This is a genomic window from Stutzerimonas stutzeri, assembly GCF_024448895.1.
GTDB classification, from domain to species: domain Bacteria; phylum Pseudomonadota; class Gammaproteobacteria; order Pseudomonadales; family Pseudomonadaceae; genus Stutzerimonas; species Stutzerimonas stutzeri_Q.
Genome location: NZ_JAMOIC010000004.1, coordinates 273,315 through 290,729 on the forward strand (window position 1 = coordinate 273,315; position 17,415 = coordinate 290,729).

Sequence of the window (17,415 nt, forward strand, 5' to 3'; positions counted from 1 at the left end):
ATCAGTTCTTGGCCGCCAGCTCGGCAGCGTAGGTATCTGGCTTGAAACCGATCAGCGTCTTTTCACCCAGATCGAGCACCGGGCGTTTGATCATCGATGGCTGCGCCAGCATCAACTCGATGGCTTTGGCCTGATCCAGATCGGATTTCTGCACATCGTCCAGCTTGCGGAAGGTGGTGCCAGCACGGTTGAGTACGGTCTGCCAGCCATGTTCATTGCACCAGGCTTCCAGGTGGGCGCGGTCTATGCCGGCGCTCTTATAGTCATGGAATTCGTAGCTTAGTCCCTGCTGGTCGAGCCAGGTACGGGCCTTTTTCATCGTGTCGCACGCCTTTATGCCATATAGGCACAGACCTTTGTTTTGATCGGGCATGACAGGCTCCAGGCTCTCCGGACAAACTGGGCCGCGGATTATGCCACGATGAGGCGAAGCCTGCTGACAGCCGGCGGCGCCGCTACCACTCATGGCAGTTGTCAGCTCAGTTCGACGCAGCGTCAGCCTTGTGCAGCAGTTCTTCGATAGGCTGCGCACTGGTCGGGCGGATCAGCCGCCCAAGTTCCTCGCCATGTCGCATCAGAATCAGCGTTGGCCAGAGTTTGACGCGAAACGAGCGGCCAAGCGGACGGCCGGGGCCATCCTCGATCTTAAGGTGGCGAAGATCCCGGTCGGCCAGCACCTTTGCCAATGGAGCCTGCGCCGCGCGGCAATGGCCGCACCAGGCGGTGCCAAACTCCAGCAACGTAACGCCTTCGAGCATATCCACATCGGCGCGTGTGGGTGCGTGAGCGGTATATGTTTCATTCATGGGCATTCCCGTATCTCCCCTGGCTGGCCGTACAGATGGGAGTCTTCAGTACGCCGAGCGGTTCAGCTGCTCATGTCCCTGTTCAGACCTTTTACCCTTGTGCTGTTGTCCACAGATGACAATCGCAACGATGAGGGGCATTCATGGCACGCAAACATTTTGAAAATTACGAAGCCATATCGTCGGCAGTACCGGCTGACGATGCGTTCGAGGCGGTGATCGCCGTCAAACGCCGCGGCACTGATGAGAATGCCCAGGTTTTCAAGGTAGCCAACGGTCGCCGCTACGACCTGGCGTCTGAGGCCGATGTGGCCGCCGAGGCGGCCTTGACCAAAGTGCGTGAGGTCAGCGAAGAAGGTGAGCTGATCTGGGAAGAAAATGCGATCTGACGGAGGTAGTCATGAGCGAATCGGAAAAGCCGAACGTCGATGAAAACGACAAGCAGGACGAAACCAAGGCAGACATTCCGGAGCATATGAAGCCGGAGAATCTGGAAAAGCTGCGCGATTACGGCAAGGACATGATTCCGCCAGGCATTGCCTGAAGGACAACCGGACGCCATGGCGTCCGGCAGTTCAATCAGAGCGTTTCGATGAAATGACGAATACGCTGGGCCGCTTCGATGCACTCGGCCAGCGGTGCGACCAGCGCCATTCGGACGCGGTTAGCGCCAGGGCTGAAACCATTGACGTTCCTCGACAGATACGAGCCGGGCACAACCGTCACATGTTCCTGGGCGAACAGCTCCCGTGTGAAACGTTGATCATCGACCGGTGTTCTTGGCCAGAGATAGAAGCCCCCGTCCGGGCGCTGCACATCCATCACCGGAGTGAGTATCTCAAGTACCGCGTCGAATTTTTCCCGATATAGCTGTCGGTTGGCCTGCACATGAACCTCATCGTCCCAGGCGGCGATGCTTGCCAGTTGCGTCTGCACCGGCATGGCGCAGCCGTGGTAGGTGCGATAGAGCAAAAAGGCTTTGAGAATATCGGCGTCGCCAGCAACGAATCCCGACCGCAGCCCCGGCAGGTTGGAGCGCTTGGACAGGCTGTGAAAGACAACGCAACGCTTGAAGTCGTTGCGGCCCAGCGCAGCGCATGCCGACAGCAGACCAGCCGGCGGTTGCGCCTCATCGAAATACAGCTCGCTGTAGCATTCGTCCGCAGCGATGACGAAATCGTGTTCGTCCGCCAGCGCGATAAGACGCTTCAGCACATCCATCGGCACCAGGGCGCCAGTAGGGTTGCCAGGGGAGCAGAGAAAGAGGATCTGGGTACGCTTCCAGATATCTGCTGTCACCGAATCAAAATCCGGATTGAAGCCGTTTTCCGGCCGACATGGCAGGTAATGAGGCGTTGCTCCTGCAAGTAACGCCGCACCTTCGTAGATCTGGTAGAAGGGATTCGGGCTGAGCACCAGTGCATCAGGATCGCGATTGACCACGGCCTGGGTGAAGGCAAAAAGGGCCTCCCGCGTACCGTTGACGGGCAATACGTGCCGTGCAGGATCAATGACGCCATTTGCCACGTCGAATCGCCGTTCACACCATCGCGCAATGGACTCCCGCAGCGCCGGGATGCCCAGCGTGGTGGGGTAGACCGAGAGCTGGTCGAGATTGCTGCTGAGCGCCTGCGCCACGAAATCGGGCGAGGGGTGTTTAGGCTCGCCGATCGACAGCGAAATCGGGCGCTTTTCCGCTGGCGGTCGGGCGTCGGCAAGCAGAGCGCGAAGTTTCTCGAACGGATAGGGCTGCAGCAAGGACAGGGCGTTATTCATGGTCGGGGATCTTCGAAGCGTCGATTGGCGCGCCAAAGCGCGCCCGGGTAAGTTCATTCGCCGCGCGCGCCGCCGTAAAAGGCGCAGCCACGCAAGGTCTGGTCATCGAGTCGCAGCTCGGCTGTCAAATGGCTCACAGCCCCAGTTGCGTCGTCTACGCAGCGCTGCGGCGCCACCCACAGGTCAAGACGCTGGCTGTTCGCTTCGCTACTGAAGCTGGTTTGACCGCCTGGCAACTGCTCCTCGAGATAGGGGATCGCCAGGGGACTCTGACCTTGACGCTCGAGCAGCATGCCGCTGGTGGTGATGCGCACGTTCCATCCCGGTTCGTGCCCGGCGGCGCTCAGCTTCAGTTCGTTGAATTCGTGATCATTGCACCCCTGACCTTCGTTCTGCAGACGATAGACCTGGGTCAGATGCAATTCGCTGGCGCCGTCACTCCGTGTGTCCAGCCGTCCACGTACGTCGCCGAAAAGCGGCTCGCCGTCGGCCAGCATCATGGCGTCGTCCGGCAATCCAGTGCCTGCGCCGTCGAGCAATTCCACTTGCCGTTGCCCCTGACAGGTGCGCATCACCAGCGTGCCATCGTTACGTGTGATTTCGCCCTGCAGCCGCTCGGTCGCTTGCCGGGTGGGCTCAGTGCTCCAAGGCAATGATTGGCAACCGGCGAACAGGGGCAGCAGGGCGAACAGCAAGGTGCGGGAAGAGGTCATGAGCGGGCTCGGCGTTGCGGCGGGATTACTGCGCCAGCGGGCTGGCGCAGCCGGAGTCAGTCACCTTTTACGTTCTTGCCGGCAACAGTGCCTTCTTGCAGCATGATCTGGTATTCCTTCCCGTCCTTCTCGATCTGGTGCAGTCGGACCAGCAGGTAATCCCAGTCGGTGGCGAACCACAGAATGGTCTGGCGCTTGCTCTGAGTCGGGTCACGCACGCGCTCGACCTTGATCGCATCTACCTGTCCGGCCTTGGTATTGACCTTTTCTTCGCCGAGCACGCGGAAGTCGTATGTTTCGATCTCATCGCCATCGACGACTTGATAGCTCATGCTTTTCTCGCCAGTGGCCACGGCATGCTGTAGCGCGATCTGGTAAGTGGATTTGTCGAGAAGGCCTCGATTGAGCGGCAGTTTGACAGGGTCGCCACGGTCCTCGCCGACGACCTGTTTGGCCGACCAGTCGAAGTCATGCTTTATAGCCTTGCCCTTGCCGAGTCCGCTGCGCTTGAGGCGGTACTTCTGCGGGACGAGCGTTTCGCCCTCCACCTTGAAAGTGCTGCGTTCGTTCAGGCTGGCCACCAACATGGAGGCTTCGAAGTCCAGCTCCCAGGTATCGCCTTCAAGGTTCACCAGGCTCCGCTGGGCAGTGCCACTAACGGGCACCTGCTTCCAGTCTGCGGTATAGCTGGCGGAGAAGGGCTTGAGCTCAAGTGCCTGAACCGGCAGGGCCAGTACGGCAAGAGCGAGCAGCAAGGCGCAACGCATAAAATCTCCTAGAGTCTTAACAGGTGGCCGGTAGCCGGCAAGGGAGCGCCATCCAGCATCGCGCCTTGCTCGGCAAGGCGCAAGCGGCCATCGGCGAACCAGCGAACGGCCAGTGGGTAAATGATGTGCTCGGCTGCATGCACCCGATCGGTGAGCGCGCCGATGCTTTGGTCGGCTTCGATCGTCAGCACTGCCTGGACCGCTACAGGGCCGCCATCGAGTTCCTCTGTGACGAAATGCACGCTGCAACCGTGCTCCCGGTCACCGGCTTCAAGCGCACGGCGATGAGTATCCAGGCCTTTGTACTTGGGCAGCAGAGAGGGGTGAATGTTGAGCAGGCGGCCTTGGTAGTGGCGCACGAAACCGGGGGTCAGGATGCGCATGAAACCGGCCAGCACGACGAGTTGCGGCTGATGCGCGTCGATGGTCTCCATCAGGGCCGCATCGAAGCTTTCCCGATCAGCGAAGTCCCGGTGCTGCACCACGTGAGTGGCGATTCCAGCAGCCTGGGCCCGTTGCAGTCCTAGCGCCTCTGCTCGGTTCGAAACAACGGCACTAATGTGCAAGGGGTTGTCTTCGCCGAGGCTATCGATCAGGGCCTGCAGGTTACTGCCAGACCCTGATATGAGCACCACAACGTTGCAGGCAGCACTCATCAGTGACTTTTCAGGTTGTTCAGTACGACACGTTCGCCAGCATCGGCGGCTGAAGCGATCTGACCGATTAGCCACGGGCTTTCGCCGGAACTGCGCAGGTTCGCGAGTACGTTCTCTACTTCGCCCTGGGCTACACAGATGACCATGCCCACGCCACAGTTCAGCACGCGGTGCATTTCATGTTCGTCGACATTGCCTTGCTGTTGCAGCCAGTCGAACACGGCCGGACGCTGCCAGCTGGCGACATCGATCACCGCCTGGCTGCCTTCTGGGAGTACCCGCGGGATGTTGTCCAGCAGGCCACCACCGGTGATGTGTGCCATGGCTTTCACGGCGCCTGTCTCTTTGATCAGCTTGAGTAGCGGCTTGACGTAGATACGGGTCGGCGCCATCAAGAGTTCGGTGAGCGGTTTGCCATCGATCTGAGTTGTCTCGATATCGGTGCCAGCGACTTCAATGATCTTGCGAATCAGCGAATAGCCATTGGAGTGCGGACCGGACGAGGGGAGGGCGATCAGTGCGTCGCCGGCCGAGACCTTCGATCCGTCGATGATTTCGCTTTTCTCCACTACACCCACGCAGAAGCCGGCGAGGTCGTAGTCCTCGCCTTCATACATGCCAGGCATTTCCGCGGTTTCACCGCCTACCAGCGAGCAGCCAGCCAGCTCGCAGCCGGCGCCGATACCGGTGACTACGGTGGCGGCGATATCGACGTTGAGCTTGCCGGTCGCGTAGTAGTCGAGGAAAAACAGCGGCTCTGCGCCGCAGACCACCAGGTCGTTGACGCACATCGCGACCAGGTCTTGCCCGATGCTGTCGTGCTTGTTCAGGTTCAACGCCAGGCGCAGCTTGGTGCCCACGCCGTCGGTGCCAGAGACCAGTACCGGTTGCTTGTAGCCTGCAGGAATTTCGCAGAGCGCGCCGAAGCCGCCCAGCCCGCCCATGACTTCAGGACGCGCAGTGCGCTTGGCCACGCCCTTAATGCGTTCGACCAGCGCTTCGCCTGCGTCGATGTCGACGCCGGCGTCCTTGTAGCTGATGGAGGGTTGCTTGCTCATAATCCGGACCTGTGAGGAGAGTGCGGGGCGACCGGTGGGACAAGATTGTTGTCTCGATGCGGAGAGGGCGTCGGACCGGTCTGCGGAAAGCGCGCGATTTTATCAGGCTTGCCGCATAGCGACCATCCCGCGCACCTGGCCGTCGTATAAGGAGCACCGAAACCCTTTCAGCTTTTGCTGCGGCGCCCGCAAGGCGCCCGTACGGTGGTTGCCCCGCTTCAGACGCCTGTTTAAGGTATAACGCTTCACCCACCGTAGCCGTACTCGGTTGTCGCCACACGACCGACAGGCTCCCGATGACCGGCCAGCCAGCGAGTATCCGCATGCGCTTTATTCCCCGTCTTCTAGCCCTGTGTTGCGCGGTCGTTTCCGCTCACGGCATGGCGGCGCCTCTCAGCGATCTATATAAGGTGCGCGAACCTGTGGCCAGCCAGCAGCCCGAAGAGCGGGAAGAGGCGCTGCGCAAGGCGCTCGATACCCTCGTGCTGCGTCTTACCGGGGAAGCCCAAGCGGACCAGGACGCTGTAGTACAACTGCGTAAGGACCCGCAACAGCTGGTCAGCCGTTATTCCTACGAAGACAATGCTGTAGTCGTAAGCTTCGACCCGACAACTACCGAGCGCGCCCTTCGCTTAGCCGGCCTGTCATTGTGGGGCGCCGACCGGCCCAGCATTCTGACGTGGTGGCTGACGGAGTCGGCGGATGGCTCGCAGCTTGTCGGTGATGCCCAGGAGGGCGCCGCCACATTGCAAGCGGCTGCCCAACATCGCGGCTTGCCGTTGCGGCTTCCCCTGGCCGATCTCAGCGAGCAGCTCGCAGCCACCGCCGACACCGTCAGCGCCAAAGAACCGCAAGGGCTTCGCGAAATTTCCGACCGCTATGATGCGGATGGACTGCTCGCTGTGGTTGCCCAAAAGTCTGACGAAAACTGGGGAGCTAACTGGCGCCTTTGGGTGGGTGACAAGCAATCGCAAGGCAAAGTGAGCGGAGAAAGCCGGGCTGCCGTCGCCGACCAGGTGATGTTGGCCGTTAGTAGCTTTCTGGCTCCACAGTATCGGGTGGCGCCAGGCGCGACGTCGGAAATCACACTCGAAGTCCTCGGTGCCGATGTGTCGCGTTTTGCCGAGCTGGACCGTTTGCTGGAGCCATTCGGGGCGCAGTTGCAGCGTGTCGAAAGTGACCGGCTGGTGTATCGCCTGCGTGCAAGTCAGGATCAGCTCAAGGCACAACTCTCATTGGCGCGCTTGCAGGAAGTGCCCGCCGATGAGGTTGATGCCCAGACCAACAGCGGCGACGAGCCTGAAGTCGTGACCGAGGCCGGTAGCGAAGATACGTCGGCCGGTAATGCCGCCTCTCAACCGGCTGACGATCAAGCTGCTGCAGATGCCCGGGTCGAGGCTGAGTCGCGGCAATCTCAGCCGGAGGATAGGGGTGAGGTGCTGCGCTACCGTTGGTAAGGTTGCGTATCAGCATGCCACCCTATCTGTGCCGCCGAAAATCCCACAAAACGGAGCGAGCGCCTGCATCTCGGGCGCTCGCGGCCGCTGATCTTCTTATCTGCAGTGGCCCTATGGATCGTACCAACCGGAGCACGGCGTCTTGAACATGACCATCTCTCATACCAACCGCTGGCTCTGGCTGGCGGCGCTGTTGCTGCTTGGCTGGCTGATTTATCAGCTTTCTCCAATCCTTGCGCCGTTCCTTGTCGGGATTCTGCTGGCCTATCTGGGGGACCCCTTGGTCGACCGGCTGGAGCGCTGCCGTATGTCCCGAACCTGGGGCGTGGTAGTGGTTTTTACGTTGTTCAGTCTGGTGTGTCTGGTGCTGCTTTTGGTGCTCGTGCCAATGCTGGGCAAGCAGCTCATGCATCTGTATCAGCTGGCGCCTCTGGGGCTCGACTGGCTCCAGCTGACGGCGCTGCCCTGGGTGCAGGTGCGCTTCGGTCTGGAGGATGAGTTCTGGCGTTTCGATCAGATCAAGAGTGCCTTTTCGTCGAATCTCGGCAGCACCAAGGATGTCGTGGCTGTGATTCTGAGCCAGGCGACCGCTTCGAGCATTGCGCTGCTGGCGTGGCTTGCCAATCTATTGCTCGTGCCGGTGGTCTGCTTTTACCTGTTGCGCGACTGGGATCTGATCATGGCGAAGTTGCGGACACTGTTGCCGCGGCGTCGCGAGGAAACGGTCATGGCGCTGATGCGAGAATGTCATGAGGTGATCGGCGCCTTTCTCAGGGGCCAGCTGTTGGTAATGCTGGCGCTGGCCATCGTGTATTCGGCTGGACTGATGCTGGTCGGGGTCGAGTTGGGGCTATTGATCGGTGTTCTCGCCGGCCTCGCGAGTATCGTGCCGTACATGGGGTTCGTGGTGGGCATAGGCGCTGCTGTGATCGCTGTGTTGTTCCAGTTTGGCCTGGAGCCCTACCCACTGCTGGGTGTCGCCGCGGTGTTTACCGTGGGTCAGATGCTCGAAGGCATGCTGCTGACGCCGCTGTTGGTCGGTGACCGGATCGGTCTGCACCCGGTAGCAGTCATATTTGCGGTGCTGGCGGGTGGGCAGCTGTTCGGGTTTACCGGCGTGCTGCTGGCGCTGCCAGTAGCGGCCGTGATCATGGTTCTACTGCGCCATGTTCATGATCTCTATAAACTCTCCGACCTTTACGCTGAGCCGCCGGTAGATCCCACTCGCCAACCATGAAACCCATTCAGCTTCCCCTCGGTATCCGCCTTCGCGACGATGCCACATTCGCCAACTTCTACCCGGGCGCCAACGCTGCGGCGCTGGGTTATGTCGAGCGAGTCTGCTCGCCAGAGGCGGGCTGGTCCGACGAGTTGATCTATCTGTGGGGCAACACCGGTGTCGGGCGCAGTCACCTGCTGCAGGCCGCTTGCCTGCGCGTCGAGCAGCGCGGTGAGCGGGCGGTCTATCTGCCACTGGCCGAGGTGGCCGTATATGGTCCGGCGCTGTTGGACAATCTGGAGCAGAGCGAGCTGGTCTGTCTGGATGATTTGGACGCAATTGCAGGCGATCCGATCTGGGAAGAAGCGTTGTTTCATCTTTTCAACCGCCTGCGCGACAGTGGCAGGCGTCTGCTGCTTGCTGCCGACGCTTCGCCACGCGAAATCGCCGTGCAACTACCGGATCTCAAGTCTCGCCTGAGTCTTGCGCTGGTGTTTCAACTGCAGGAGCTTTCCGACGAAGACAAGCTGCGGGCGCTGCAGCTTCGAGCTTCACGCCGTGGTCTGAACCTGCCGGATGATGTCGGGCGTTTCATCCTCACCCGCGGCGCCCGTAGCATGAGTGCGTTGTTCGAGCTTCTCGATCGGTTGGACCAGGCGTCGCTACAGGCTCAGCGCAAGCTGACCATCCCTTTTCTCAAAGAGACGCTCGGCTGGTAGTTCGTCTGGCATTGAGGGTGGACGTTCCACCTGTAATCTCTGAATCTAAAGCCCAGCCCAGCGCAAGCCGAATGAGTCACGTGCGTGCGACTTTCTCAGCTCTCCCCAGCCGCTTTGCGCCCGTATTGATAAGCCCAGCGGGTATAGAGGAGGGCGCTGATGAACAGCGTCAGGCTGATGATCGCCTCGAGCCAGCCATAAACCATCCGGGCCGGATTGATCGCAGCCAGTACGCCTTGAATAAAGTAAAGGTTAACGATAAAGCAGGTCCAGGCGTGGGCTCGCGGGCTGCCCGAGATCATCCCCGGGGCGACCAGCAACAGCGGGATCAATTGAATGCCTACAACGACCCAGGTGCGTGCGCCATGAAGGTCGGCGAATGCCAGATTCCAGACGAGCAATAATGCCGCGAGGCCAATGAAGCTAGCCAGGCTGATCGCGCGGCTGATTTTCACACGAGGCGTCAGCCAATCGAGCGAAGGAAGGGGCTTGGGCTTTCTAGCCACGGGAATTCTCCAGGCGCTTGGCTGTTTGCGCGAGGCGTTGGCCCAGTGCGCGACAGAGGCTGATTTCGTGCTCGTCCAGCAGGCGCTTACCGTCTGCTCCAGCATGGTGGCTCGGCCCGTAAGGGGTGCCGCCACCTCGGGTCTCGAGCAGCGCGTTCTCACTATAGGGCAGGCCCAGCACAAGCATTCCGTGATGCAGCAACGGCAGCAGCATGGAAAGCAGCGTCGTCTCCTGGCCACCGTGCAAGCTCGAGGTTGAGGTAAAGACTCCGGCGGGTTTTCCGACGAGTTCTCCCGTTAGCCAGAGCCCACTGGTGCCATCGAGGAAATATTTTAGCGAAGCTGCCATGTTGCCGAAGCGCGTAGGGCTTCCAAGCGCCAGGGCTGAACAATTTTTCAGGTCATCAAGAGTGGCGTAGACCGCGCCCTGCTCGGGGATTGTGGGCGCTACTGCTTCGCACTCGGTAGATACGGATGGCACAGTGCGCAGCCGAGCCTCAAGCCCCGTTTGCTCGACGCCTCGGGCTATCTGACGCGCCATTTCCGCAGTAGCGCCGTGGCGGCTGTAATACAGCACCAGAACGTAAGCCGTACTCATGGCAATATCTCCAACACTTTTTCAGGCGGGCGGCCGATGACGGCAGTATTGCCTGCAATCAGGATGGGGCGCTCGATCAGCTTCGGATGTGCCGCCATGGCGTTGAGGATTTCATCGTCCGTCAGGGCTGGATCGGCCAGGTTGAGCGCCTTGTATTCATCTTCCCCTGTCCGCAGCAGCTGCCGTGGATCGATGCCGAGGAGGGCAACGATCTGCTCCAGTTCAGCTGCTGAGGGTGGGGTTTCCAGATAGCGGACGATGGTCAGGGGCAGGCCACGCTGTTCGAGCAGTTCCAGTGCGTTTCGCGATTTCGAGCAGCGTGGGTTGTGATAAAGCGTCAGTTCGGTCATCAGGGGTTACTTCGCGCCAGTATTGGCGGCCATTCTACCCTTCAATCCGGCAAGGCCTGAAACGCTGCTCGCAGACGACTGTCTGCCAAGGTAGGCTTTCGCTTGTCATAAGCCTGCGACGTAGGTCTCGACAATCGCAATGCCACCGAGGGGATGGAATGCAGCAGCGGATCAAGGATTTTGTAGAGTTTGGCCGTTTTCTGGTGCAGCGCTTTCTGGCGGACCGCGGCCCACACAGCGCCGCCGCCTTGACCTATACCACGCTGTTCGCGGTGGTCCCGATGATGACCGTCACCTTCGCCATGCTCTCGGCGATCCCCGCATTTCAAGGGGTGGGTGAGCAGATCCAGATGTACATCTTCAGCAACTTCATCCCTTCCACTGGCGCAACGATTCAGGAATATCTCGTCGCGTTCACCGATCAGGCGCGGCAACTGACTTGGTTCGGCGTGGGGTTTCTCATGGCGACAGCACTGATGATGCTGCTCACCATCGAGAAAGCGTTCAATGTCATCTGGCGAGTGCGCCAGCCGCGACGTGGCATCTCGAGCTTTTTGCTGTACTGGGCCATTCTCAGCCTTGGGCCTCTGCTGCTTGGTGCTGGCTTCGCCATGAGCACCTACATCACCTCGCTGTCGATGATTTCCGGCCCGCACGCGCTGATTGGCGCGCGTACTGTTCTGAAGGGGATGCCGCTGGTGCTCAGCGTCGCTGCGTTCACGCTTATCTATGCAGCAGTCCCGAACACCCGTGTGCCCTTGAGGCATGCTTTGGTTGGCGGCGTTTTCACTGCCGTGCTATTCGAGGCCGCCAAGCAGTTGTTCGGTCTATATGTCAGCTATTTCCCCAGCTATCAGCTGATCTATGGTGCCTTCGCGGCGGTTCCGCTGTTCCTGCTCTGGGTCTATCTGTCCTGGATGATCGTGCTCTTTGGCGCGGAGTTGGTGTGTGGCATGTCTTCGTCACAGCAGTGGCGGCGGCGCTCGGTGCCGCGCCTGCTGGTCATGCTTGGTTTGTTGAGGGTGCTGTTCGAGAGCCAGCAGGCCGGGCGCGAAGTGCGCTTGCGTGATGCACATCGAAGCGGTTGGCAGCTACCGGAAGACGAGTGGGACGAAATCCTTGAGTTTTTCGAGCGCGAACAGCTCGTCTGCAGGACAGGCTCTTCGGGGTGGGTGTTATGCCGCGACCTGAATCACTACAGCTTCGATCAACTTATGCGCTGCAATCCCTGGCCTCTCTCGGGCAGGCAGGGTTTGCCCGAGCACTTGGACGAGCCCTGGTATCCCACGTTGCGGCAATCCCTTGAGCTGTTGCGCAAGGAACAGTCCAGTCTGTTTGGTGGCAGCGTGGCGGATTGGCTGCAGGCGCGGCGGGACTGAATCAGCCTAGTACAAGGAAAAGAGACGATGAATCGACCATTAGGATTGCTCGGTCTGCTTGCCGGCCTGATATTGACCGGCTGCTCAGAGGATTGGGGCCCTGACCAGCACGGAGCTGCAGTCACCACTCAGCAATTGAATGATCAATGGTTGCTTATCAATTACTGGGCCGAATGGTGCGGCCCCTGTCGGACCGAGATACCTGAACTGAATGCACTGGATGAATCCAGGGATGACATTACGGTTCTTGGGGTGAATTTCGATGGGCTGCAGGGAGATGAGCTGTCTGAGGCGGCGAAAGCGCTGAGCATCGAGTTCAGGGTGTTGAGCGTCGACCCCGCCGAGCGGCTTGACCTGCCGCGCAGTGCGGTACTGCCGGTCACCTACATCGTTGACGCTGATGGCAAGGTGCGGGATAGCCTGGTCGGCGAGCAAACGGCAGAAGGGCTGCTGGCTCGCCTGGAAAAGCTGCAGCAGAAGTAATTGACCCGCGCTGGTGCGCTAGGGCCTCACGTACCAGAAGTCCTGCCAGAAGCCGATCACCTTCGCCGGGTAGTGATGCTTGCCGAGGCTCCCGTTGTAGCGTGCCAGAGCCCGGTTCATATCTCCGTTTTCCTTCTTCAGGTAATAGCTGAGGATGGTGCAGCCATAGCGAAGATTCGTGGCGTTATCGGTGAGATTGTCCTGTGGGCGCCCTAGCTCGGCTTTCCAGAAAGGCATCACCTGCATCATGCCTTGTGCGCCAACGCTGGAGATGGCGAAACGGTCGAAGCGACTCTCGGCGTGAATCAGCGCCAGCACAATGTCCGGTTTCAGCCCCGCCTTACTCGCTTCCTGATGGACCAGGCGTAACAGCGTCAAACGCTCCTGTGGATCTGAGACATATCGCTTCAGACGGGTCGACATGTCCAGCAGCCAGACTTCTGCGTCGAAGCGATCCTGAAAGCTTTCGGCTTCGGCTACGGTGCGCTGCATCAATGCACGCAACTCCGGCTCTGGTGCCTGGCGAACGGCTGCGTACGCCGGCCAGGCGGCAATCAAAGCCAACAGCCCGAGGCAGAAAAGCACTTTCATGGTGCGTCTAGTCGTCTTCGCCCGGATCGCGAGCTTGGCGCCCAGCGTCCTGCATGAGGCTGTGAAGGAATTCCTGCTGCAGATCGGGATCGTTGCGGGTCAACTCGATCAGGCTTAGCTCGAGCTCGCTGGCCTCTTCTTCGAGACCGAGCTCCGATAGGCGTTTGACACGATGCACCCACTCACTGACGTCATCGCCTTCCAGGTCATTGAAGATTAGGTCGTGAGCTTCGAGAAGCTTGCCACGCAGGCTCCTGCTGACCAGCAGCATGGCGTCGGCACGAGTCGCGTCCTGCGGGTCCTCGACCTGAAGTTGAAGTTTGCCAACCTGGCTGATGTCCTGATCGGCGAAGGGTCCATCCAGCAGATTCAGGCGCAGCACACCATTACGGTCGGTGCTTAATTCATGGGTTTGGTTGCCAGCCATTACCAGCACAGGACGGTCAGCCCAGGGCAAGCTGGAATACTCAAGCCGGGCGTCCCGACGCTGCTCGTCGATACTGGCCAAATTCTGCTGCGAGCGACCGTTGGATTCCACGTTGACGAAGGGATTGAGGCCGGCGAAACCATAGCTGATCCAGTCGCGGGTGGCGCTTTCAGGCAGGTTGCCGAGCAATACGACATTCAGCACATTGGCGCCGACGCCCGCGACGACGGCGACAGCACCCATCGGGATCTCGTACAGCTCTCGCCATGGCTGGTACGGCGTATAGCGGTCATAGCGACGGGTTACCTCGAAGTCAGTGACTTCGAAAGTCTTCTGGTCGAGCACGCGAATACGGCGCTGTGGCAGCTCCAGCAGGGGAGCTCCCACTTCTATGCGCAGGCTGTGGTCTAGCAACTTGCGCTCGGTACGGGCTTCGTGTTCGCTGCGCTGAGGCAGCTGATTGGCGCAGCCACTCATGAAAAGCGCCACGCTAAGCGTGGCGCAGATTGAAACACTTCGGTTGAGCATGATGTCCGTTAGCGATTGGCGCGAGAGTTGATGAACTCAATGATGTCAGCGGCGGGAATGGCCTGGCTTTCGGCATCTCTACGATGCTTGTATTCCAGTGTGCCATCGGCAAGTCCGCGATCGCCCACAACGATGCGGTGCGGAATCCCCACCAACTCCATATCGGCAAATTTGACGCCGGGGCTAGTCTTTTTGTCACGGTCGTCCAGCAGCACTTCGTAGCCGGCTGCGGTGAGTTCGGCATACAGGTTATCGGTCGCTTCACGAACAGCCGGGTTATCGTATTTCATCGGGACCAGAGCGATCTGGAACGGGGCCAGCGCCTCGGGCCAGAGTATCCCGCGGTCGTCGTAGTTCTGCTCTATCGCCGCTGCCACGACCCGCGATACGCCGATGCCATAACAGCCCATGGTCAAAATGACCGGCTTGCCATTCTCACCCATTACGCTGCAGTTCATCGCTTCACTGTATTTGGTGCCCAGCTGGAAGATGTGACCAACTTCGATGCCGCGCTTGATGATCAGCGTGCCGAGTCCGTCTGGGCTTGGGTCGCCTGCAACCACGTTTCGAATATCCGCAACTTCCGGTAGCGGCAAGTCTCGCTCCCAGTTGACACCAAAATAATGCTTGTCTTCCTGGTTGGCGCCTGCCGCAAAATCGCTCATCAGCGCGACCGAGCGATCAATGATGCAGGCAATCGGCAGGTTCAGCGGGCCCAGAGAACCAGGGCCAGCGCCCATGGTGTCGCGTATCTCAGCCTCTGTCGCGAATACCAGCGGGCTTTCGACCTGTGCCAGATTCCCAGCCTTGATTTCGTTCAGTTCATGATCGCCACGAACGATCAATGCGACCAGCTGGCCTTTCTCAGTACCCCGCACAAGCAGGGTTTTGATGGTTTTTTCAATTGGAAGCTGGAATTGCTCAACCAAGGCTGCAATGGTCTTGCAATTCGGCGTATCCACCAGGCGCAGCTCTTCTGTAGCGGCGCCGCGCTCGGCCTCACGCGGGATCGCCTCGGCTTTCTCGATGTTCGCCGCGTAGTCGGAGCTGTCGCTGAAGGCGATATCGTCTTCGCCGGAGTCAGCCAACACGTGGAATTCATGCGAGCCAGTGCCGCCGATCGACCCGGTATCAGCTTGCACAGGTCGGAAGTTCAAACCCAGACGAGTGAAGATATTGCAGTACGCCTGATGCATGCGGTCATAGGTTTCCTGCAGCGACTGCTGGTCCGCATGGAAGGAGTAGGCGTCCTTCATCAGAAATTCACGGCCACGCATCAGCCCAAAACGTGGGCGGATTTCGTCGCGAAATTTGGTCTGAATCTGATAGAAGTTGATCGGCAACTGCTTGTAGCTGTTCAGCTCGTTGCGCGCCAGGTCGGTGATGACTTCTTCGTGGGTAGGACCAACACAAAACTCTCGGTCATGACGATCTTTCACTCGCAGCAGTTCGGGGCCGTACTGCTCCCAGCGCCCGGATTCCTGCCAGAGTTCAGCTGGCTGGATGGCAGGCATCAGTACTTCCAGCGCGCCGGCCTTGTTCATCTCGTCGCGAACGATGGCTTCGGCCTTGCGCAGAGCGCGCAACCCCATTGGCATCCAGGTATAGAGGCCCGAAGCCAACTTGCGAATCATCCCGGCTCGCAGCATCAGCTGATGGCTGATGACGACGGCGTCGGAAGGCGTTTCTTTGAGGGTCGAGAGCAGGAACTGACTGGTGCGCATGTGGCCGTTGTGTCCTTGCAGAGCGGAATTTGGCTCGGCATTGTACGGCGGTCGCAGTGTGGCGTACAGAATGGTTAGGGAAAGGTGATTGGAGTGAAAAAAAGAAGCCCGGCGGGTGCCGGGCTTCTTTTTTAACGCGAGTTACAACTGAGTGACCTGGATTACAGGATGCTCAGCGGGTACTCGACGATCAGGCGTACATCTGTGAGATCTGAGCTCTCGTAGACTGGCGCGTAATCCGAGTCCGACCAGTACTTGGCATGGCGGAGGCGAAGCGAAAGGTCCTTAGCTGCGCCTTCTTGTACGACGTACTTGGCTTCAACGTCCCATTCGCGCTCTTCACCGGTACCGGTTGGGGTGCTGATGTCATAACCGCTGATGTAGCGGGTCATGAAGCTCAGGCCCGGCACACCGTATGAAGCCATGTTCAGATCGTAACGCGCCTGCCAGGACTTCTCGTCTTCACCGTTGAAGTCGGAGTACTGAACCGAGTTGGCAAGCCACACGGTACCGCCGCCATCCACGCCGTATCCATAACCTGCGTCGCCGCTTGAGCGCTGATAAGCCACGGTGAGGCCGTGAGCACCAAAGCTGTATGTGCTAGCCAAGCTCCAGATGGTGTTGTCGCTATCCGCAGCATCAACGTCGGACTTGTAGATGTTGAAATCGAAAGCCAGCGACTGATCAGCCCCAAGCTCCATGTTGTAATTGAGGTTGCCGTAGAACTTCTCGTAGTCCGCCGCCTCATGGACTTCTACGTCGGAGTAGTACAGAGAAGCGCTCAGCGCATCGCTGATTGCGTAAGTACCACCCAGGAGGTTGATGCTTTCAAGCGCGCCGCCGTTGGCGCTATCGCTGGCTGTGGCTGCTTGACCGTTCAGGCCTGTGAAGCGGCCAGCATTCAGTTCCAAGCCTTCGATTTCGCTGCTAGTAATCAGAGACCCTTCGGCGGTCTCGGGCAGAAGGCGGCTGTCATCTGTTGAGAATACGGGTAGAGCAACGAATTGGGTGCCGTACTTGAGCACGGTATTGGATGCGCGGAACTTGATTGCGGCACCAGCTTCTGAGTAATCATCCTGAGCGCGGCCATCATCGCTTGTGGGGAACAGGCCGTTGCCGTTGCGGCCTCGGCCTGTGTCCAGCTTGACACCTAGCAGGCCAATGGCGTCGACACCGACGCCGATGGTGCCTTGGGTGAAGCCGGATTCGAATGTACCAATGAAGCCATGGCCCCATTCTTCACGATAGCTCTGTCCGCGCTCCTCAGTTCCGCCAGCGCCGTTATCACGGAAATCACGGTTCATGTAGAGATTGCGGTTCAGAATGGTCAGGCTGCTGCCTTCAACGAAGCCTTCCGATTCAGACTGGCTGGACGCCAGTGCCATTTGCGACGTGCCGGCCGCAACGGCCATGGCGATAACGCTCCACTTCATCACTTTCATTCGTGATTGCTCCTTTGGTTTCAAATTGGTGCTTGCTTTCCAGCGTGCGCCGGAAAGAGGCATCTTTATTTTCGGTATACAAGCTCAATTGAGTCCTTTGTTTGCCCAACTGGTAGAGACCAGCAGCAAGCCCTGGAATGTATCTCCGAGAATTACTGTGTAGCTGGGTAAACTAGCGCCAGCAAGCTTAACTCAGCTATTTCCGATTTTCCTCCC

The 17,415-nt window shown here is 59.4% G+C and carries 21 protein-coding genes; 7 read left to right on the plus strand and 14 right to left on the minus strand.

Features of this window, described 5'->3' with window-relative positions:
* Position 1 precedes the first annotated feature (1 nt).
* Both NA619_RS07110 and NA619_RS07115 read right to left on the minus strand, forming a co-directional pair.
* On the minus strand, positions 2 to 373 hold the full coding sequence (locus tag NA619_RS07110) for an ArsC family reductase (RefSeq protein WP_255961076.1): 372 nt from the start codon (positions 371 to 373) through the stop codon (positions 2 to 4).
* A 106-nt stretch (positions 374 to 479) separates the two neighbouring features.
* Positions 480 to 812 (minus strand): thioredoxin family protein, encoded by a 333-nt coding sequence (locus NA619_RS07115; RefSeq protein WP_255961077.1) that lies wholly within the window; start codon positions 810 to 812, stop codon positions 480 to 482.
* Between the two features lie 137 nt (positions 813 to 949).
* Here NA619_RS07115 and NA619_RS07120 point away from each other — a divergent pair, with 137 nt between their 5' ends.
* Together NA619_RS07120 and NA619_RS07125 are read left to right on the plus strand one after the other, a co-directional pair.
* Positions 950 to 1,195 carry a hypothetical protein gene (locus NA619_RS07120; protein ID WP_255961078.1) on the plus strand — a complete coding sequence of 82 codons (246 nt, stop codon included), beginning with the start codon at positions 950 to 952 and terminating at the stop codon, positions 1,193 to 1,195.
* Between the two features lie 11 nt (positions 1,196 to 1,206).
* Positions 1,207 to 1,350, plus strand: a complete 144-nt coding sequence (locus tag NA619_RS07125; RefSeq protein ID WP_255961079.1) for a hypothetical protein — start codon at positions 1,207 to 1,209, stop codon at positions 1,348 to 1,350.
* Between the two features lie 35 nt (positions 1,351 to 1,385).
* Here the strand turns inward: NA619_RS07125 and dapC are convergent, their stop codons facing one another.
* Genes dapC through purM form a run of 5 tightly spaced genes read right to left on the minus strand, consistent with a single transcriptional unit; the run spans position 1,386 to position 5,776 of the window.
* Positions 1,386 to 2,582: a succinyldiaminopimelate transaminase gene (dapC, locus tag NA619_RS07130; RefSeq protein ID WP_255961080.1), complete on the minus strand. Its 1,197-nt coding sequence runs from the start codon at positions 2,580 to 2,582 to the stop codon at positions 1,386 to 1,388.
* A gap of 53 nt (positions 2,583 to 2,635) precedes the next feature.
* Positions 2,636 to 3,295: a COG3650 family protein gene (locus NA619_RS07135; RefSeq protein ID WP_255961081.1), complete on the minus strand. Its 660-nt coding sequence runs from the start codon at positions 3,293 to 3,295 to the stop codon at positions 2,636 to 2,638.
* 56 nt (positions 3,296 to 3,351) lie between these two features.
* Entirely contained in the window at positions 3,352 to 4,062 is a 711-nt protein-coding gene (locus NA619_RS07140; RefSeq protein ID WP_255961082.1) for a DUF3108 domain-containing protein, read from the minus strand.
* 8 nt (positions 4,063 to 4,070) lie between these two features.
* Positions 4,071 to 4,718 carry a phosphoribosylglycinamide formyltransferase gene (gene purN / locus NA619_RS07145; RefSeq protein WP_255961083.1) on the minus strand — a complete coding sequence of 216 codons (648 nt, stop codon included), beginning with the start codon at positions 4,716 to 4,718 and terminating at the stop codon, positions 4,071 to 4,073.
* Positions 4,718 to 5,776: a phosphoribosylformylglycinamidine cyclo-ligase gene (gene purM / locus NA619_RS07150; protein WP_272891671.1), complete on the minus strand. Its 1,059-nt coding sequence runs from the start codon at positions 5,774 to 5,776 to the stop codon at positions 4,718 to 4,720. The genes purN and purM overlap by 1 nt, the downstream gene beginning before the upstream one ends.
* Before the next feature lie 323 nt (positions 5,777 to 6,099).
* Here purM and NA619_RS07155 point away from each other — a divergent pair, with 323 nt between their 5' ends.
* The 3 genes from NA619_RS07155 (at position 6,100) to hda (ending at position 9,171) form a co-directional block, all read left to right on the plus strand.
* A complete protein-coding gene (locus NA619_RS07155) occupies positions 6,100 to 7,233 on the plus strand; it encodes a DUF2066 domain-containing protein (protein ID WP_255961084.1) in 1,134 nt (377 codons plus the stop codon).
* 148 nt (positions 7,234 to 7,381) lie between these two features.
* Entirely contained in the window at positions 7,382 to 8,470 is a 1,089-nt protein-coding gene (locus NA619_RS07160; RefSeq protein ID WP_255961085.1) for an AI-2E family transporter, read from the plus strand.
* On the plus strand, positions 8,467 to 9,171 hold the full coding sequence (gene hda / locus NA619_RS07165; protein WP_255961086.1) for a DnaA regulatory inactivator Hda: 705 nt from the start codon (positions 8,467 to 8,469) through the stop codon (positions 9,169 to 9,171). Before NA619_RS07160 ends, hda begins: the two co-directional genes overlap by 4 nt.
* Before the next feature lie 95 nt (positions 9,172 to 9,266).
* Here hda and NA619_RS07170 read toward each other — a convergent pair whose 3' ends face one another.
* From NA619_RS07170 to arsC, 3 genes are read right to left on the minus strand one after another with little or no spacing between them, the layout of a single operon-like run.
* Positions 9,267 to 9,677 (minus strand): DUF2069 domain-containing protein, encoded by a 411-nt coding sequence (locus tag NA619_RS07170; RefSeq protein ID WP_255961087.1) that lies wholly within the window; start codon positions 9,675 to 9,677, stop codon positions 9,267 to 9,269.
* Positions 9,670 to 10,275 carry an NAD(P)H:quinone oxidoreductase gene (wrbA, locus tag NA619_RS07175; protein ID WP_255961088.1) on the minus strand — a complete coding sequence of 202 codons (606 nt, stop codon included), beginning with the start codon at positions 10,273 to 10,275 and terminating at the stop codon, positions 9,670 to 9,672. Before wrbA ends, NA619_RS07170 begins: the two co-directional genes overlap by 8 nt.
* Complete coding sequence (gene arsC, locus NA619_RS07180; protein WP_255961089.1) at positions 10,272 to 10,625, minus strand: arsenate reductase (glutaredoxin); 354 nt, start codon at positions 10,623 to 10,625, stop codon at positions 10,272 to 10,274. The genes wrbA and arsC overlap by 4 nt, the downstream gene beginning before the upstream one ends.
* A 158-nt stretch (positions 10,626 to 10,783) precedes the next feature.
* Here arsC and NA619_RS07185 point away from each other — a divergent pair, with 158 nt between their 5' ends.
* Positions 10,784 to 12,004, plus strand: a complete 1,221-nt coding sequence (locus NA619_RS07185; protein WP_255961090.1) for a virulence factor BrkB family protein — start codon at positions 10,784 to 10,786, stop codon at positions 12,002 to 12,004.
* A 27-nt stretch (positions 12,005 to 12,031) separates the two neighbouring features.
* Positions 12,032 to 12,487, plus strand: a complete 456-nt coding sequence (locus tag NA619_RS07190) for a TlpA family protein disulfide reductase (RefSeq protein WP_255961091.1) — start codon at positions 12,032 to 12,034, stop codon at positions 12,485 to 12,487.
* Between the two features lie 18 nt (positions 12,488 to 12,505).
* Here NA619_RS07190 and NA619_RS07195 read toward each other — a convergent pair whose 3' ends face one another.
* The 4 genes from NA619_RS07195 to NA619_RS07210 all read right to left on the minus strand — a co-directional run bounded on the left by NA619_RS07195 (position 12,506) and on the right by NA619_RS07210 (position 17,199).
* Positions 12,506 to 13,078, minus strand: coding sequence for a lytic transglycosylase domain-containing protein (locus tag NA619_RS07195; protein ID WP_255961092.1), 573 nt, complete (start codon positions 13,076 to 13,078; stop codon positions 12,506 to 12,508).
* Positions 13,079 to 13,085: 7 nt separating this feature from the next.
* A complete protein-coding gene (locus NA619_RS07200; protein WP_255961093.1) occupies positions 13,086 to 14,033 on the minus strand; it encodes a hypothetical protein in 948 nt (315 codons plus the stop codon).
* Positions 14,034 to 14,041: 8 nt separating this feature from the next.
* Positions 14,042 to 15,757: a proline--tRNA ligase gene (locus NA619_RS07205; RefSeq protein ID WP_255961094.1), complete on the minus strand. Its 1,716-nt coding sequence runs from the start codon at positions 15,755 to 15,757 to the stop codon at positions 14,042 to 14,044.
* Between the two features lie 161 nt (positions 15,758 to 15,918).
* Entirely contained in the window at positions 15,919 to 17,199 is a 1,281-nt protein-coding gene (locus NA619_RS07210; protein WP_255961095.1) for an OprD family porin, read from the minus strand.
* Positions 17,200 to 17,415: the final 216 nt, after the last annotated feature.

Bases quoted from the DNA above. Each gene is read 5' to 3' on its own strand.
- NA619_RS07160 (WP_255961085.1), top strand. From the start codon at position 7,382: ATGACCATCTCTCATACCAACCGCTGGCTCTGGCTGGCGGCGCTGTTG.
- NA619_RS07210 (WP_255961095.1), bottom strand. From the start codon at position 17,199: ATGAAAGTGATGAAGTGGAGCGTTATCGCCATGGCCGTTGCGGCCGGC.
- NA619_RS07195 (WP_255961092.1), bottom strand. From the start codon at position 13,078: ATGAAAGTGCTTTTCTGCCTCGGGCTGTTGGCTTTGATTGCCGCCTGG.
- NA619_RS07185 (WP_255961090.1), top strand. From the start codon at position 10,784: ATGCAGCAGCGGATCAAGGATTTTGTAGAGTTTGGCCGTTTTCTGGTG.
- NA619_RS07200 (WP_255961093.1), bottom strand. From the start codon at position 14,033: ATGCTCAACCGAAGTGTTTCAATCTGCGCCACGCTTAGCGTGGCGCTT.
- hda (WP_255961086.1), top strand. From the start codon at position 8,467: ATGAAACCCATTCAGCTTCCCCTCGGTATCCGCCTTCGCGACGATGCC.
- NA619_RS07190 (WP_255961091.1), top strand. From the start codon at position 12,032: ATGAATCGACCATTAGGATTGCTCGGTCTGCTTGCCGGCCTGATATTG.
- wrbA (WP_255961088.1), bottom strand. From the start codon at position 10,275: ATGAGTACGGCTTACGTTCTGGTGCTGTATTACAGCCGCCACGGCGCT.
- arsC (WP_255961089.1), bottom strand. From the start codon at position 10,625: ATGACCGAACTGACGCTTTATCACAACCCACGCTGCTCGAAATCGCGA.
- NA619_RS07125 (WP_255961079.1), top strand. From the start codon at position 1,207: ATGAGCGAATCGGAAAAGCCGAACGTCGATGAAAACGACAAGCAGGAC.
- NA619_RS07205 (WP_255961094.1), bottom strand. From the start codon at position 15,757: ATGCGCACCAGTCAGTTCCTGCTCTCGACCCTCAAAGAAACGCCTTCC.
- NA619_RS07140 (WP_255961082.1), bottom strand. From the start codon at position 4,062: ATGCGTTGCGCCTTGCTGCTCGCTCTTGCCGTACTGGCCCTGCCGGTT.
- NA619_RS07115 (WP_255961077.1), bottom strand. From the start codon at position 812: ATGCCCATGAATGAAACATATACCGCTCACGCACCCACACGCGCCGAT.
- NA619_RS07135 (WP_255961081.1), bottom strand. From the start codon at position 3,295: ATGACCTCTTCCCGCACCTTGCTGTTCGCCCTGCTGCCCCTGTTCGCC.
- dapC (WP_255961080.1), bottom strand. From the start codon at position 2,582: ATGAATAACGCCCTGTCCTTGCTGCAGCCCTATCCGTTCGAGAAACTT.
- NA619_RS07120 (WP_255961078.1), top strand. From the start codon at position 950: ATGGCACGCAAACATTTTGAAAATTACGAAGCCATATCGTCGGCAGTA.
- NA619_RS07155 (WP_255961084.1), top strand. From the start codon at position 6,100: ATGCGCTTTATTCCCCGTCTTCTAGCCCTGTGTTGCGCGGTCGTTTCC.
- purM (WP_272891671.1), bottom strand. From the start codon at position 5,776: ATGAGCAAGCAACCCTCCATCAGCTACAAGGACGCCGGCGTCGACATC.
- NA619_RS07110 (WP_255961076.1), bottom strand. From the start codon at position 373: ATGCCCGATCAAAACAAAGGTCTGTGCCTATATGGCATAAAGGCGTGC.
- purN (WP_255961083.1), bottom strand. From the start codon at position 4,718: ATGAGTGCTGCCTGCAACGTTGTGGTGCTCATATCAGGGTCTGGCAGT.